Below are 15969 nucleotides of genomic sequence, written 5' to 3' on the forward strand. Positions count from 1 at the left end.
ATTTCATCTAATATCTTTATAACAAAGTATCTCGGAATCCGAGATACCCATATCTTAAAAGGAGGTTTGTCCTTTGTCAAGCGAGCAACAAGTGCAAGCGACCGATCAGCAGGAACAATTCGTCGCACGTATGCGCGGACTAGGAAGCCGAACAGTTTTGTACCAACAAAATGTAGCTGCTGCTCTCGGCTTATATAATAATGATTTTTTATCTGTGGATATTTTACGTGAAAAAGGACCAATCACAGCCGGTGAGTTGTCCAAACTAACTGGGCTTGCTACTGGAAGTGTGACAGCATTAATTGACCGCCTTGAAAAATTCGGTTACGTACGCAGGCAAAACGATCCCAATGACCGTCGCAAAGTGATTATTGTTCCGCTCTATGAACAGAAAGAAGATGTCAGCAATACGTATATTCCACTTCACAACGAGATGGTAAAGCTGGCTTCCTCCTATACAGATGCAGAGCTGGAACTGATTACACTGTTTCTAGAGAGAGCCGGCAAAGTACTAGATGATCAAATTGATCACCTCAGCTCTGCAAAAAGCACTAAATCTTCATCTTAAATATAGGGCTCACCAAAAGAAAAGGACGATATCCAGAAGTCTAATGACCTCAGGATACCGTCCTTTATTGTAACTCACATTATTATCCGTCTTTTACTCTTGTACATGAACTGTCTTTAATCGAAGTAGATCGTTTTGCCGGTTTCGGCTGATAAGTAAACCGCTTCCAGAATAGCCGATACCACCATCGCCTCTTCAGGCTTAACGAGCGGATCGGTGTCGTTCACAATACTGCTGATCCACTGCTTGGCTTCATACTCGAAATCAGTCAGGTTTTCTCCACGGAATTGCTCTCTCTCGGTTGCTTTCACGTCGATGACGTTGAGAAATAAGCTGCCGTCCCTCTCACCGTTAATGCGCAGACCATCATGAAAATCAGCACCGCCCTTCGTACCGCACAAATATGATCCTTCCGATTTGGCGATATTAAGTGCCCAGCTGGTTTCAATTGAAACGACAGCACCGTTTTTGAATTTCACATAACCAAAAGCGGAATCTTCTACTTCAAACTGCTCTGGGTCCCATGATCCCCATTCATTAGCTGCATTTTCTGTATCCTTGAGCTTCTGGAACACACTGCCTACTACACTGTGAGGTTCATAATTGTTCATCAGCCATAGGATGAGATCCAGTGAATGGGTGCCAATATCGATCAACGGTCCGCCGCCTTGTTTCTCTTTATCCAGAAATACTCCCCATGTAGGAACCCCTCTACGCCTTGTTGCAACCGCTTTGGCATAATAGATCTCGCCAAGCTCATCATTCTCGATCATTTTTTTTAACAGCAACGACTGAGCTTTGCTTCGGTTCTGGTAGCCGACTGTCAGCTTCTTACCGGTTCTAACATGAGCTTCGTACATTACTTTCGCTTCGGCACTAGTCTTGGCCATCGGCTTTTCACACATAACGTGTTTGCCAGCTTCCATGGCATCGATTGAAATGACGGCATGTGAAATATTTGGCGTCAATACATGAATGACTTCAATATCCTCCATCGCTAATAGCTGCTTATAATCGGTAAAAACCTTCGCGCCGGGAACTCCATACTTCTCAGCAGCTTCGCGCGCTCTTTCCTCAATCAGATCGCAGAATGCGACCATCTCTACATTATCCACCTTGGCTAAGCTTGGCATATGTTTGCCGCCAGCAATCATGCCGCATCCGATAATACCTACCTTTACTGTTCGCATCTAATTAGTTTCCTCCTTGCCGTTTAAAATCTACCGTTCTTCTCTCGCGATGTGCGATATATGCCGTTTCAAGAAGCTCCGTCAGCCTTGTTCCATCCTCGAGTCCAAATGGCATCGGCTTGTCGTTCAGAATGCCATCCACCCATTGTGTTAGTGGAAGCGGCTGCTCCTTTGGAAGCTGTCGAGGTGAAATCCAGCCTTGGAGCGGTGAATCGGTATGTTTGGAAGCAAATTTAACATCTTCCCCGGATATGATCAGTGTCCCTTCCGTACCGTAAAGTTCAAACGCAGAAGGCGTCGAGTAAGTAACAAGGCTAGTTTCCAGCAGCGCAACCGCGTTGTTAGCAAACTCAATCGAGCATTGTGCATTATCTTCAACAGCCCGGCCTGTAAAATAATTAAACATAGATGTAATTCGTCTCGGCTCACCAAGCAGCCAGCTTGCCAAATACATCGGATGGCAACCAAGATCCATCATAGCTCCGCCGCCTGCCTGTTTCTCATCGTACCAGTATTCAGGCAGCCAATTGTTTAATGCTCCGTCGTGACCATTTCGGATTCGCAGCAGCGTAACGGCACCAAGCAGGCCGTCATCCAGAAGCTGTTTAGCGAATAAATGGTGAGGCCTTGTTCGAGCGGGAAAAGATATACAAAACTTCACGCCGGATTTTTGTACAGCAGCCGTAATTTTGTCGCATTCGGCTACCGTAAGCGCCATCGATTTCTCGGTGAAAATATGTTTTCCAGCTTGCGCAGCAGCAACCATGACTTCCGCGTGCATGCTGGTAGGGGCATCGATGACGACAGCATCTACGTCTTCCCTTTGAAGCAGCGTATCCAGATCAGATTCAAAAGCAGCTCCGAGCTCTGCTGCCCACGTTCGCCCTCTCTCTGTTATTTCATCCCAAACTGCTGTTATGTTTACGTTTCCAAGTGATTGCAGGTGTTTTGTATATCCATCAGCATGAACATGCCATTTGCTAATCATCGCAACATTTAACATTAGGTAATCCCTCCATTATTCAAATATTTGTTTAAGCGGCGAATTGCTAATCTTTAAAAGCCGTTTCGGGGTACCCGGCTCCAAATGGCGCGTCTGGCCGCTCATATTCTCCTGCTAAATAACGGCGCATAGGCGTTGTACGCTCCAAATAGTCCTTGTTGTTTGCAAAGCGATCGGAGAATCGAACCCAAGGCGGACTATAAATATAATGTGCGGTATAACGGTCGTAATCTCCATCATGAAAATATGTACGATGCCAAACCGCGTTATGGAAGAGCAATACAGATCCGGCAGGCGCACAAATGACATGTCCTACAGGCAAATCACCGTTATCGCGGCGGATGTCTGCCGGGAGTGGAACTTGGGCTCTATGGCTGCCTGGAATCATCTCCATGTTGCCCATCCTAGGCAGCGATTGGTCAGTAAGCAAATAGGAAGCGCGCAGCTGCAGCAGAGGAATCGGATAAGCTAGTTGATTAAAATCGTAGGCTCCTGAGCCATCCTGATGCCAGCCGCCTGCTCCTCCAAATGCCGGCTGCTTCGTGCACCAAGCGGATTGAAGAATAAAACGATCGCCATATAATGCTCTCACTTTTGGGAGCACCGCAGGGTGATCAATCAACTGGTCCAGCGTGGGTTCACTTTCAAATCCTCGGCCAACCTGAGCCCATCCGGTTGTCCCTTCTCTCTCATGCAGGCGAATAGATGCCTCCAAACATTGCTGTGCTTGGTCAGCGGTTAATACATTTGGAATGATCAAATAACCCCAAGATTCGAACATGAAACGGTCAAGCTCTGTGAATTCACCGGGTTGCGAAATGGCATTAAGTCCTTGACTGTGCTCGGCATTCATGCGATAACCTCCTGTTTTCTGGAGTGAATTGCTTCTTTTATATATAAAATATGAACGGTAATTCATTTAATGCATAGAATGCTTGGATTATTCCGATTATTTTTATTTAAATCATGAACATTTTGGTTAACTAATCGCTTTGTGTTATCTAATAAACGATGTTTTCAACTAATTGCTCATACAATTGTTCCTTTTTCTCATTCATTTTCTAAAATCGTATATATTTAATATGTATTATGTGATTCTCCATTTTCGTATTATATCTTTGATAAACATAAAAAAAAGTGGAGGAGTTCCAAAGAACTCCCCACACAGCCATTTCTTATTGTTACTGAATGATCAATCTGTTACTGAATGATCAAACCAAATCCATTCTGGATGTAATTCGTGTTGGGATGAGCGATATTGCTAGTCGTCAGGTTGTTGAACGTTGCTGATCCATTCCCCGTATAGGTGTAAATTGCCGCACCTGGATGCGGTGATGTGAACCGCGATGTAAGGATACCATCACGTCCCGTACCATTAATATTGATATTGTTGAACACGATATTTTCAAAGCCGCCGCCATATCCAAACTGGATCGCACTGCGCTGCGTATTGATAATATCAATGTTGGTAAACGTCACGTTTTTGATGGAATCGTTTGATGCCTCCAAATCGATAGCTCCGCGTTCACCATTGTAGAGGTCTTTACTAGTACCGCTGTTTATAATCGTTGTATCCGAGAACAAAATGCCGGTATTGTTCTGGAAATGGTAGCCTGGGAATACAGTGTTCATTCGAATGCCAGATCCGCCGACAGTGTCGATGATCAAGTTGTTAGTAGCCTTATGTCCTCCCCCGCCGAAAAATGCAATAGCAGCCGCACGCCAGTTATTCTCAATCGTATTAAACGAGAAAGTATTATTGACACCCGCGCGGGCACCATTTACATTACTCGTCCATACGGCAAGACCATCATCACCGTTATTTCGGACGCTGCTGTTGCGAACAGTCGAATTACTTGTGCCTTGAGCGAAGTTGACACCATCAGCAAGATTATTTCGGATACGGCTATTTTCGATCACTAGCCCATCCGCATAAATTGCTGGTGTATGTGCATAATCCCCTACCCAAAAACCGCATTCAAAGTGCTCAACCCATACATTGTGCACCTTTGAATTTTTTCCGAAATTGTCCATAAAGCCCTTGTAAATAGCACCCTCGTGATAGCGTGACCGCAGCTTGGAATTCATATAAATATTGCTAAAATCAAGCTTGCCTTCGACACGGAATGAGATGCCGCCCGATGCTACATTAGGGTTGGTAAACTGGATGTTTGTATGCCAGATGCCTGCACCCATGATCGTAATATCATTAATCATGCTACTGACAGAACCGACCTTCCACATGTTTCCGAGATGGAATGTTCCTTCTGGTATATACATGATTTTTCCAGTAGAAACCGCTGATGTTACAGCAGCTTCGAAGGCAGCTAGATCATCGAGGCCATCGTTCGCAACAGCGCCAAAATCCGTTACAGAAACCGAATTTGCTGGGCGGGCAATCGCAGCAGGAACCTGCTCGATTTCAAGGAAGTCTACACCATATTCGAGATTGTCTGCATTGCTTTTTTGGATACGTATGGTATCGCCAGGTTGAAGGGCTGTGTCTAGTTTCCAATGCACCTCATCAAATCGGAAGAGCGGACGTCCTCCGGATGGAGTGTCTGCTGGTTGGTCACTCGCGAAATACTGCCAGTTGTAGTAGGAAGTGAGCGGGATGGTCTTAGCTTTGACACCATTGACGTAAACATCAAGTGATCCGCTGAGCCCCATGCCATCTGACGAGTCAGGCATCGTAAATCTCATCGTAACGCCTGCTCCGCCCTCCCCTTGCCTTACGTTCCACTGAAGATATGAGCCATTCGATGGAAGTGACACGTAGCTCTGACCAGATGCCTCGGATGCAATCAGCGCCTGATCGAATGTCGGTGCAGATTGTAAAGTTGCCCCTCCACCACGAGTCGCATCCTGCGTATCGTACCTGTTGTAAGGCATGCTAGCACCTCGAGCAGAATAAACGACTAGACTTGTTGAACTCGTGTTATTTGCTTGCTTAATTGCTAATTCATTGGCATCAACAGCAACGATTGTGGATACGGTATAGTTGCCAGTTACTGCTGTCCATGTCCCAGGAATACTGACATTTGCAGATGCGCCAGCTACTAAAGTACCGCTATATGACCCGTTGTAGGTCTGAATGGTAGAGCCGGCTGAATTTTTAAGAATAACGGTTACGCCATGGGTGCCGCTTGCTGAAGAAATGTTTCCTTGATTTTTAAGGATAACGTTGAAAGCGACTGTGTTGCTGGCAACTGGATTACTAGGTGTCCAGGATACAGCTCCAATTAAATCGGAACTGGCTACAGGAGCGACAATGAGTGAAGATGGATTCGTGTAGCTGTTGTTGGCATCATTTTGCTCAATAATTGCATTGTTCTCATCTACCTTCGAGCTTACTGAGTACGTAGCTGCTGTTTTGGCACCAACATTAAGTGACACTGTTGCTGAAGCACCGGCTGCTAGTGCGGCTGCTGGAGCAGATCCGGCAAGCGTGTTGTTAAGGTAGAAGTTGACTGTAGTCGCCGGGGCACTGGCGTTGCCGATATTCTTAACTGTTGCGTTCAGTGTAATTTCATTTGTCTCTATTGGTGAGACCGGTGCCCATGACATGCCTGTAATCGTCAAATCAGGGTTTGGAGCAGGCGTTCCGTATACTTGAAACTCAGCGATTTGACCGCCAGGTGCGCCGGAGTTCGTCGTAATATTCAACTGCAGACGTTTAACCGTCGAGGTAATCGGAATCGCTACCGTATTGCCCGAAGCTGGATTAAACGTATAAGCTTGCGCCGACACTAAGCTGCTGAAGGTTGTTGAGTTTTGGTTATGGCCTAGTACTTGAATCGTTTGTGTGCGAGTGCCCCATTCTGTTGAAGGATTCAGCTTCAGCACGATGGAAGTAATGTCATGATTCGCCCCAAGATCGAGAGTTAAGGTGCTCGAAGCGCTGCCGCCTTCCCAATAAGTGGCGGTATTATTGTCGTTTGCATTCGCTGCAATAAACGTTTGTGTGCTGGATGATGCGCTAATAGCTTTGCCAATAGCGATGTTTCCACCTGGAGGAGTTGTAGGCGTTGCTGTTGGAGTTGGTGTCATTGTTGGCGTAGGAGTTGGCGTTGGCGTTGCTGTTGGTGTCACTGTTGGAGTAGAAGTTGCCGTTGCTGTAGGAGAAGGTGTAGGCGTAATGATCGTTGAATCAACCGTGATTTGATCAAGATTGACATTGCCGGAATCGCCTGCATCGTATTTATAAGCAATCGTATTGGAGCCTGCATTTAAAGTGAGAGCCTCTGCTTTCATTCCCCACGTATCCCAGTTCGCAAGGTTTGGAAGTGAGGTTTGGCGGATTTTTGTTCCGTTAACGTAGATGCTTATTGTTTTTGTGCTTCCGCTAGCATTGGCGTACTTGAGTGTCACGTTGCGGCTGCCTGCCGCGGCTGCATTGACCGTAAACGTTGTTGTCGCACCTTGTGCTAAGTAGCCGTCAACAAATCCAGTGCCGGCATAGCCGGTATGATCGGTATTTACGCTCGCTCCGCCGGACAATGCAGCAGACTCAGCCTGATAGGTGCCCGTAGGCGTTGACGTAGGAGTAGGTGACGGTGTCAGCGCAGTGCCATAAATTTCGAATTCGGATAACTGTGCCGCTGGCCAGCCCGTATTGCCAGTAAAATTCAAGCGAACATAACGTGTGTTCGTTGAAGCGAAGTTAATTGTGACCGAATTGCTTGCAACCGCCGGATTAAATACATAACCGGTAGAAGCTGCAATATTCGTAAACGTTGTTCCATTAACACTGCCTAGAACCGCTAGCGTTTGCGTCCGGGTTTCCCAGCCTGCAGGCAGCTTTAATACGATCTGGTCGATGCTAGTATTGGAGCCGAGATCGACTTGAATCCATTGTGGAAATGCGTTATTTGCACTTTCCCAATACGTTCCTTGGTTGCTGTCTTTCACATTGCTTGGACTGTAGGTTTGAGATTGGCCGCTTGCTGTAATGTCTTTGCCGATCGACAGATTTGATCCACCTGCAGCAGAAACGGGAGTAAACGGTCCAGTAGATAGGAGCAAGGTCGAGAATAGCATGGTAACGATGAGCGACCATGCAACATACTTATTGCGCATTATATTCCTCCTCAATAATGTGGGGGTGCGAGAAAATGTGCGATCTACCGAAAAACGTACAAATGGCAGCGTTTACAAAAAAGATTGTTTCACTATTATGCGATTTCCGTATAGCCTTCCGTTCACTTTCCTAGTTCATTTTAGAATGATAGACATCCTCCTCTCGTTGTCACACCCTTACATTATAAAGACATAATTGACCGAGCTATAAGATGTAATATTACGGAAATCGTATGCGATTCAATGATAATAAAACAAATCTAAGCTTCTTTCCTATAGAAAAAAAAACCAGTTCAACACATGGGATGTGTTTGAACTGGTTTTGTTCATTTTCTTATTTTGAAGCTTATTTGCGGTTCACTTTATAGTCAAATGTACTTCCTGATTTTTTCCATCCCATACGACATTTGCACCAAGTCCTTGTGCAACGAATCGCAGCGGAATCATCGTACTGCCTTTGACGATTTGAACAGGGGCAGTCAACTTTACAACATTGCCATCAACCGTTGCCTGATTCTTCCACACTTCCATTATGATTGAATGGGAACCGTATTTTACCGTTACGATGTCATTTGAGTAGCTGACCGTACCCCCGAGAGATTCAATAAGTCCCCTGACGGGCACGAATACGGATCCATTTATAAAAGCTGCTTGCGCGTCCATTAGGTGGTATTTATTATTTAAGCGAATGYCGATGCCTTTAACCACTTTTTTAGGTATGATCTTATAGTTGTATTTGTATTTATCGTCACCGTAATACTGACTCAACTTCCCCCAAGATGAAACCGTTCCATCCTTATGCAAAGCTGTACCTGCTCCTTCGCCAATCGCGCTGACCATCTTGACTTGATCTAGTCCTTTCACAGGGTAAAGCTTCTTATCTTGTATAGGCCAAATCCAATAAGATACTTTGCCATCTTTCGTAAGTACAAATGAAAAGGCATGAAAATCTCCCATCCCATCAACAAAGCCCGATACAGCCGAAACGTTTGGAGCGAGCTTGGCCAGATTGAAGCTAGGCTCGGTCAGCCCATAAAGAGAATATCGATTCATAATATACACATTCCAAGAAGAAGTTACGAGTGTTCCATTAGAAATAGAACTGATACCTTTTAAAGGGTCTGTTTTCAGACTGCTTTTATCAAGTACTGTGATCGGCAGAAAGGGATCGCCATATTTATCGTACCCCCAAATCCACACTGTCCCATCTTTTGCAAGTGCAATCGGAAAATAACCGTTTCCTTCAATCGCAGCAATATTTTCTAACTCGCCAATACGGCCGGGTCGAAGCTGCTCTTCCTTACTGCTGCCTTCCCTGCAGGCATCATTTTGAATCTGAAATTCACATAATCCACCGAGTGACCATACGGTACCATCTGCTTTTAATGCATAATTGCCTGAAATATCAATGACTTTGTCCAAGCCTTCCACCTGTGAGGGTTGGACATTAGACAGGCCTGACGTTGTTCCAGGCTTTCTCCCCCAGGTCCACACACTGCCGTCCGTTTTTATGGCGGCATTGCTTTCCGAGATTTTCTTTACTTGATCTAGGATGGGAACGGCTTCAAATGTTTTTTCATTCCATGACCAGAGTACACCTTTTTTATCCAATGCATGATTTCCATCAATGCTGATAATGCCATCTAGAACAGGTATCTGCGCCGCATTTACGGATGCTGGTGTCATAGATAATGAAACAGCACCTACAATGAATAAAATAAGCAAACGCGTTTTTAACCCTCGCAAATCATCACCTCATTGTTTTATTTACAAGGATTAGACGCCATTATTTGTAAAAAAGTTTCGTTTTCCTGTATAAAAAAAGACGATTCTCTCTAATATTGAGAAAGAATCGTCGTTTGTTCAGAAACGGTTGATTACTTCGGTGAAAGCTCGCTTTCCGTTACCCATTTATGGTTTTTCATTTTTTCTCCCCCAGTGGTTGGAACGTAATCAAACATATAAACCGTCGTTTGCTCTGCGGAATCAATTGTTGCGGTAGCGCCGTTCATACCCGCCATATGGTCTGCTTGAAGGATAACTTCTGTACCTGGCTCATAGGGTTTGTCGCCTGCATCTTTAATTTCTTCTTGAATAACCCACTTATGATTGGTCACTTTTTCGCCACCCGTTGTTGGGGTATAAGATACAGCGTAGGCAGTAGTTGTATAGGCGCCCACAATTGTTGCTGTAGCTCCATTCATTCCTGCCATATGGTCTGCTTTTATAATCGCTTCACTCCCCACCTTGTAGGTTGGATTCGTTGCTTCTTTTAACCCTTTAGGAAGCTGACTGCTATTGGAGTGATTCATTTGCGAGTGGTCTTCACCTTGATTGCTGGTCATCGCGTTCTCAGCATTTTCGTTTTTACCGCATCCACTTAAAACGATTACCGCAGCAACACTAAGTAAAACCAATTGTTTTTTCATTTTATATTACACTCCTCTGTTTATTCGTTCAGTATGTTATTCGCATTATACCCCCAATGGGTATTTAGGAAACGTTTTTTCATTTCTTTTTTTCAAATTTGTTCTTTTGTCCTCCTATCCACTATTCCTTATCCTCATTGTAACCTACACTTTTGAAGAACTTGTGTAGACTGCAATCAGCTATACTGGAAGAAGCAAATCACAACAAAAAAAGAAGCATCAGAATTTCTGATGCTTCTTTTCATTTTATGATTCATGTTTTCCAATAAAGTTGCTGAAGAATTTCTCTAAAACGGTGACATCCGTTATATTTGCGTTGCAGGCTTCGCTGTTTACGCACATATAATTTCCAATGGCCTTGTAGTAATCCGGTGAAGCATTAGCAGGCCTTGATTTCGTAATCGCCGTGAATAACGCAACTTCTTCATGTCGATTGCACAAAAAACAGGTGCTTTTCTTATTTGTTGGCGTAAACTTTCCTTCAATGCCGATAAGCTGTCCGTCTTGACGGTAAATAAGAAACAGCCTATTAGATGCGATATCGGTCCAACCCATATACGTAACATAACGGTAGTCAATATCATCTAAATCAGGTACCTTTAGCTTTTTGACTTTTGGAAACAGCTTTTTTATTTGAGCTGCCGTTACTTGAGTGAATTCCGACATCAAATGCTGCAGCGATTGCAAATAGGATTGAATTTCTTCTGTCCTATTTAACGTTGCAAGCTTCTCTAACTCATGCTTTTGAAGATCAGTTGCGCCCGGGAATGCTTCGGAAATCTTTGTTTGCGTACTATACCTAACCGCTTCAACTACTTTTGGATCGGATACCGTGTTACACGCAGTTTGAAGCAGATGTGCTTGTTTCTTAATTAAATTATATTGATGGTTTCTAATAAATGGTTTATTCATAGCTGTTCAGCCCCTTATTTTTAATGAAAAAAAATATAAGGTGCAAAGCTTTTATTAGAAACGATATGAGCTCCATTGGGCGAAAATATTTCAGTCCGGCCCCACGCAAAGTATCGCCCTAATAGTAGGCTTTGCATGAGCAGTTACTTTTCCCGGCAATTTGATTTGCCATTCCTATCACCTCCCTGCCTCTTTACATTATAAAATGAATTCAGATGTTGTTACAACGTGTGAATTCCTCTAAATTTACATTTTGATTAAGTATGCCATTTTTTCCGGATTTCCTCCACAGTGGCCAAAGCAATGGTATCTTGCAAAATATCGCCTGGTTTGTTGCCTCTCCCAAGGATGTAACCTGCAAAATTTGTGCCCGTATAGTCGAAAATATATTGAAATTGCTGAACAAGCGGAATTCCTTTCAGATGGGGCTCGTCATCGCCTATACCGATGATCCAAGCTGTTTTTGACGCAAAACTAGATAGAAACTCGGTCTTATTCTCTCTTAATGATTGGGACCATCTATCAATGAACGTCTTCGTAAGTCCTGATGCGCCATACCAGTAGATTGGCGTCGCAAACACCAATACATCTTGTGCCTTTACGCGTTCGATCAGATGATGGTAATCATCATTTGGGTAAGGCTCTTTCTCAGAATGCCGGTAATCGACAATAGGCTCGATGTTGTAGTCAGATAAGTGAATTTTATCTGCTTCAAATCCTTCAACTAATAAATTTGCTAGTTGATCCGAGTTTCCATTTTTGCGGGAGCTTCCATAAATCACTGCAATTCCCATTGTGAATAATCACCTCCACATTTAAAGTGTTAAGCTTTTATTTTGAAAAGTCCTGACCAAGCCAATCCGTACTAAGCTTTGCGAGGGTTCCATCCGCTTTCATTTCTTTTATCGTTTGATCCACAGCGTCGGCAAGTTTCTTTGACTCGGGGTCGTCTTTACGGAGTACATACTGGATATGCCCCTCATTAAGCGCATCTCCTACTGCTTTGAGCTTGCCTTGCGGATCTTTGATCGGAAGAAGGAAGTCTGCGCTTATTGTTGCGTCAACCCGTCCATTAGTGATTTGAAGAACTTCATCGTTAGCATCGTTTTGCTGGTACACGATTTTTATTGCGCCATCATGTTCCTTATTGTAATTTTCAAGGATTTGAGCTTGAGCGCTGGTCGGGCCAATCAGCACTTTTTTTCCTTTCAAATCATCTAAGGACTTGATCGATTCATTGTTTGCTGCTGCAATAATAATTTTGTTCCGCCAATAAGCGTAAGGTTCTTCGTTAAAATAAAACTTTTGTTCACGCTCAGGATTTTTCTCAAATAGATGAGCGGCTATATCGATCTTTTTCGTTTCTAGACTTAATAGAATGTTGGAAAATTCCATCGTTTGAAACTCAAATTCATACTCTTTCAGACGTTTGTCTATCTCTCTGATAACTTCAACGTCGTAGCCTGTTAACTTTCCGTTATCATCGAGAAAAGCGACTTGCTCGAAATCATTACCAGTGCCGACAATAACTTTTTTACCCCCCGCGGCTGATTCTCCTTTATTGCTGCTGCCATTATTGGCGCATGCTGTAATAACAAATAAGAAAACAAGGGCAAACGTAAATGCATTAAACTTTTTCAAAATCGTTTCCTCCAATTTGGTTGTGTATTAAACTCATAATCCCTACGGGTTAAGTGAGGATTAAAGGCTGAGATAACTGTAGCATTCACACCCACTTGAGGTCAATTGATTACATAATAGATATATTTTATATAAGAAACCAAAAAAGTTATATAAATATAAATATTGTAAAAAATCAAAGACCCTCGCCAATTGAATGGGAAGGGTCTTTGAACTTTAATCGTTTGTTTTAGTTTTGATTGTCTTCCCCAATGACAATGACTTCCGTTTCTAAATCTATGCCAAAGTTTTGTTTTACCGTCGTCTTAATAACTTCGATCAAATCAATGTAATCCTGAGATGTAGCATGATCCACATTTACAATGAAACCTGCATGTTTTGTGGATACCTCTGCTCCTCCGATTCGTTTCCCTTGCAAACCGCTGTCTTGTATCAGTTTTCCAGCAAAATATCCAGGCGGGCGTTTGAATACACTGCCGCATGAAGGATATTCCAAAGGCTGTTTACTTTCTCGCGCAAAAGTGAACTCATCCATTTTTTCTTTAATATCGGCATATTCAGCTTGTTTAAGATTAAATACAGCTTCGAGCACGACATATTTATTTGCAGAAATATTACTTTTCCGATAACTTAATGACAGATCCTCACTTGATAATGTGAGAAGCTCGCCTGCTTCGTTCATTACTAAAGCTTTGACTAATACATCCGAAATTTGTCCGCCATAGGCTCCTGCATTCATATACAAAGCACCACCGACCGTACCTGGGATGCCGCATGCAAACTCAAGTCCAGACAGATGCTGTTCTAATGCTTGCCTAGATACATCTATAATCGAAGCTCCAGCCTGCGCAATAATTGTACTATTTTCGGTTCGAACTTCATTCAAGTTTTTTAAATGCATCGTAATCCCGCGAAGGCCGCCATCCTTCACGATAAGATTGGAGCCATGTCCCAAAAGGGTAACTGGAACATTTTCTTCTTTCGCAATTTTATATACAGTGCTTATTTCATCATATTTATTTGGAGTAATGAATACATCTGCATTCCCCCCTAATTTTGTATATGCGTGATTTTTAACGGGTTCAGCAAGCTTAATATTCAAGTCGGGCAGTTTATTTAATATACGTTTATAAAGGTTCAATTCATTATTCATAAAAGTTGTTCCCATTCGTTCATTATCATTCGTTTCACCTTTTCTTGTTGTTGTTAAAGCTTTGAAATTTCAACTTTAAATTATAGCACATTTTTCCGATTAATATTACCCTTTAATCAAAAGTTGTTATTTATAAATGTAATCAATCCTATTTCCCACATATCATTAAATTATCGTTTCTCCTTATTAAATATGCAACAAAAAAAGAGCAGGATACGATCCTGCTCGCTTTTTTATGGCTTAATCTGAAGCAACCATAGCATGTCCTCTCATAAGCCTTAATGTCTTATCATTTATTTCTTTATTTCAATGACAATATCATCCAATTTAATTTGTTCTCTACCTCTTCCTGATTTTTTAGGCAATACAATTTCTTTTGAACCTTCGTCTCTCGTTATTTCTAATGATCCATGATTTTCGGCAGTGTGTTCATACAAGTTTATCTGAGGTGTCAGTATAAGCTTGGTAGCATTGGGGTCTAATTTTTCAAAAGTTTTACTCCAGTTCATGTTATAGCCGCCTCGCTCACCTGCTCCTCCATTGCCTTTACCTACATAATGATTGCCTAAGTCATCCTTGATTTCGATATCCACATCTACAGCATCCCATTCATTTCTTGTCTCATCCGAAATCACTTGATTGTAATAAACGATAAAGCTCATGGGGGTAAAGGTTATGTTGTCTATGTTCACTTTTACTCCCTCGTGTTCAACACTTTGATTTATGATCTGTGTTTGATTCGCCGTTGCGTCTAAAGAAAGAGCAAAGCTCCATTTACCTTGTATTTTCTCTTCGTTATTTGGATTTGTTATATTTTCAATAGTCCAGTTTATATTTACGAGATCCAATTCCGTTTGATTACGAAAATCGATATTGCTTTGCACTAAACCTACATAACTATTCTCATCCACTTTTGTAATTTGAGAGCTTTGACTGCCGCCGAGTGCTCCTTTTGCAAATAATAAACCATGTAACTTTGGTTTGTCACCCAAGTCTTGTTTACTTTCTAATGCATAGGTTAAGGTAACCGATTTCCCATCAAAAATCGCATCTTCAATCGTCACTTTTATGCCGCTGCTCTCCTTTGACATGTTAATTTCGCTGGAATATTTCTTATAGTCATCATAAAATCCGACCCTTCCGGTATCCAATAACCTGAATATATTTCTTATAATGGGGATTTCGCTAGCATAAGCAGGGAACGTAATGCCGAAGGTAGCAGCCGTTAAGCCGATTAGTATGACTGCAGCAGCAGCATTCTTTCTCCAACGATGTGTTTTTTTATTTTGAGCTAATGATTGCTTTAATGCAATCTTTACCTTGGTCTTTTCAAATTCAGTTACTTCCATTTCCACAAACTGCTTGTCGTCTAGATCTATATCGTTTAATAATTCATAAATATCCTTCATCATACACTACCTTTCCAATTCAGCTGCATCGCTTTGGTGTAAAGTGTCTTTTTCCCTCTATAAATTCGATTATCGATAGACGCTTTCGTTAAATCGAGTTTCGCTGAAATATCCTCTGTTTTTAATCCAAGAAAAAATTTCATTATAAAAATATCCCGATCCACAGGCTCTAATAAATGGATTAATTGAATTAATTCCGTTTTATCCTCCAGCATAATCAACTCTTCTTCTGCCGATTTTTCGGAGCTCAATTCCATTTCATTAGTGGTGAATTCTACTCTTTTACTATTTTTTCTGTAATAATCAATAGACTTAAACTTGGCTATAGCACAAATCCATTTCCTGAAATCAGTCGAATCGCCATGAAATTTATTCGAATTGTTCCATATGGATAACAAAATATCGTTCATACATTCTTCAATAACTCCCTCGTACTCAAGCGGGGACAGCACTTTATAAGTTACCCCTTTAATTAAAGGCAAATAGGTATCTACGATATATTCTAAAGCATCTTCTTTCTGTCGCTTTAAGCGTTGGATGAAATTTTTATCATTAGACTTCATTAGCGATTCTCCTTATTTTTTT

Annotated in this window: 13 protein-coding genes; 1 reads left to right on the forward strand and 12 read right to left on the reverse strand. The window is 42.3% G+C overall.

What is annotated here, in order from left to right; genetic code table 11:
- The first annotated feature begins 73 nt into the window (after nt 1–73).
- On the forward strand, nt 74–568 hold the full coding sequence (locus AC1DOV_RS04175) for a MarR family winged helix-turn-helix transcriptional regulator (protein ID WP_441883223.1): 495 nt from the start codon (nt 74–76) through the stop codon (nt 566–568).
- Between the two features lie 116 nt (nt 569–684).
- On the opposite strand, the gene AC1DOV_RS04180 is transcribed toward AC1DOV_RS04175, so the two are convergent.
- The 12 genes from AC1DOV_RS04180 to AC1DOV_RS04235 all read right to left on the reverse strand — a co-directional run bounded on the left by AC1DOV_RS04180 (nt 685) and on the right by AC1DOV_RS04235 (nt 15947).
- Complete coding sequence (locus tag AC1DOV_RS04180; RefSeq protein ID WP_477549251.1) at nt 685–1758, reverse strand: Gfo/Idh/MocA family protein; 1074 nt, start codon at nt 1756–1758, stop codon at nt 685–687.
- A gap of 4 nt (nt 1759–1762) precedes the next feature.
- Entirely contained in the window at nt 1763–2761 is a 999-nt protein-coding gene (locus AC1DOV_RS04185) for a Gfo/Idh/MocA family protein (protein ID WP_477549252.1), read from the reverse strand.
- 46 nt (nt 2762–2807) lie between these two features.
- On the reverse strand, nt 2808–3614 hold the full coding sequence (locus AC1DOV_RS04190; RefSeq protein WP_477549253.1) for a phytanoyl-CoA dioxygenase family protein: 807 nt from the start codon (nt 3612–3614) through the stop codon (nt 2808–2810).
- A 347-nt stretch (nt 3615–3961) separates the two neighbouring features.
- Nucleotides 3962–7840 carry a discoidin domain-containing protein gene (locus AC1DOV_RS04195; protein WP_477549254.1) on the reverse strand — a complete coding sequence of 1293 codons (3879 nt, stop codon included), beginning with the start codon at nt 7838–7840 and terminating at the stop codon, nt 3962–3964.
- 357 nt (nt 7841–8197) lie between these two features.
- On the reverse strand, nt 8198–9586 hold the full coding sequence (locus AC1DOV_RS04200; protein WP_477549255.1) for a stalk domain-containing protein: 1389 nt from the start codon (nt 9584–9586) through the stop codon (nt 8198–8200).
- A gap of 131 nt (nt 9587–9717) precedes the next feature.
- Nucleotides 9718–10269, reverse strand: coding sequence for a YdhK family protein (locus tag AC1DOV_RS04205; RefSeq protein ID WP_477549256.1), 552 nt, complete (start codon nt 10267–10269; stop codon nt 9718–9720).
- 246 nt (nt 10270–10515) lie between these two features.
- The gene (locus tag AC1DOV_RS04210; protein ID WP_477549257.1) at nt 10516–11181 is read right to left on the reverse strand and encodes a FusB/FusC family EF-G-binding protein; all 666 of its coding nucleotides are present in this window, start codon (nt 11179–11181) and stop codon (nt 10516–10518) included.
- Nucleotides 11182–11438: 257 nt separating this feature from the next.
- Nucleotides 11439–11975 (reverse strand): flavodoxin family protein, encoded by a 537-nt coding sequence (locus tag AC1DOV_RS04215; RefSeq protein ID WP_441883239.1) that lies wholly within the window; start codon nt 11973–11975, stop codon nt 11439–11441.
- A 37-nt stretch (nt 11976–12012) separates the two neighbouring features.
- Nucleotides 12013–12822, reverse strand: coding sequence for a transporter substrate-binding domain-containing protein (locus tag AC1DOV_RS04220; protein ID WP_477549258.1), 810 nt, complete (start codon nt 12820–12822; stop codon nt 12013–12015).
- Nucleotides 12823–13051: 229 nt separating this feature from the next.
- A complete protein-coding gene (murB, locus tag AC1DOV_RS04225) occupies nt 13052–13975 on the reverse strand; it encodes a UDP-N-acetylmuramate dehydrogenase (protein WP_477528322.1) in 924 nt (307 codons plus the stop codon).
- 293 nt (nt 13976–14268) lie between these two features.
- Complete coding sequence (locus AC1DOV_RS04230; RefSeq protein WP_477549591.1) at nt 14269–15384, reverse strand: DUF4179 domain-containing protein; 1116 nt, start codon at nt 15382–15384, stop codon at nt 14269–14271.
- Nucleotides 15384–15947: a sigma-70 family RNA polymerase sigma factor gene (locus AC1DOV_RS04235; protein ID WP_477549259.1), complete on the reverse strand. Its 564-nt coding sequence runs from the start codon at nt 15945–15947 to the stop codon at nt 15384–15386. The genes AC1DOV_RS04230 and AC1DOV_RS04235 overlap by 1 nt, the downstream gene beginning before the upstream one ends.
- Between the last annotated feature and the right edge of the window lie 22 nt (nt 15948–15969).

Source organism: Paenibacillus sp. 01T47, from assembly GCF_056398245.1.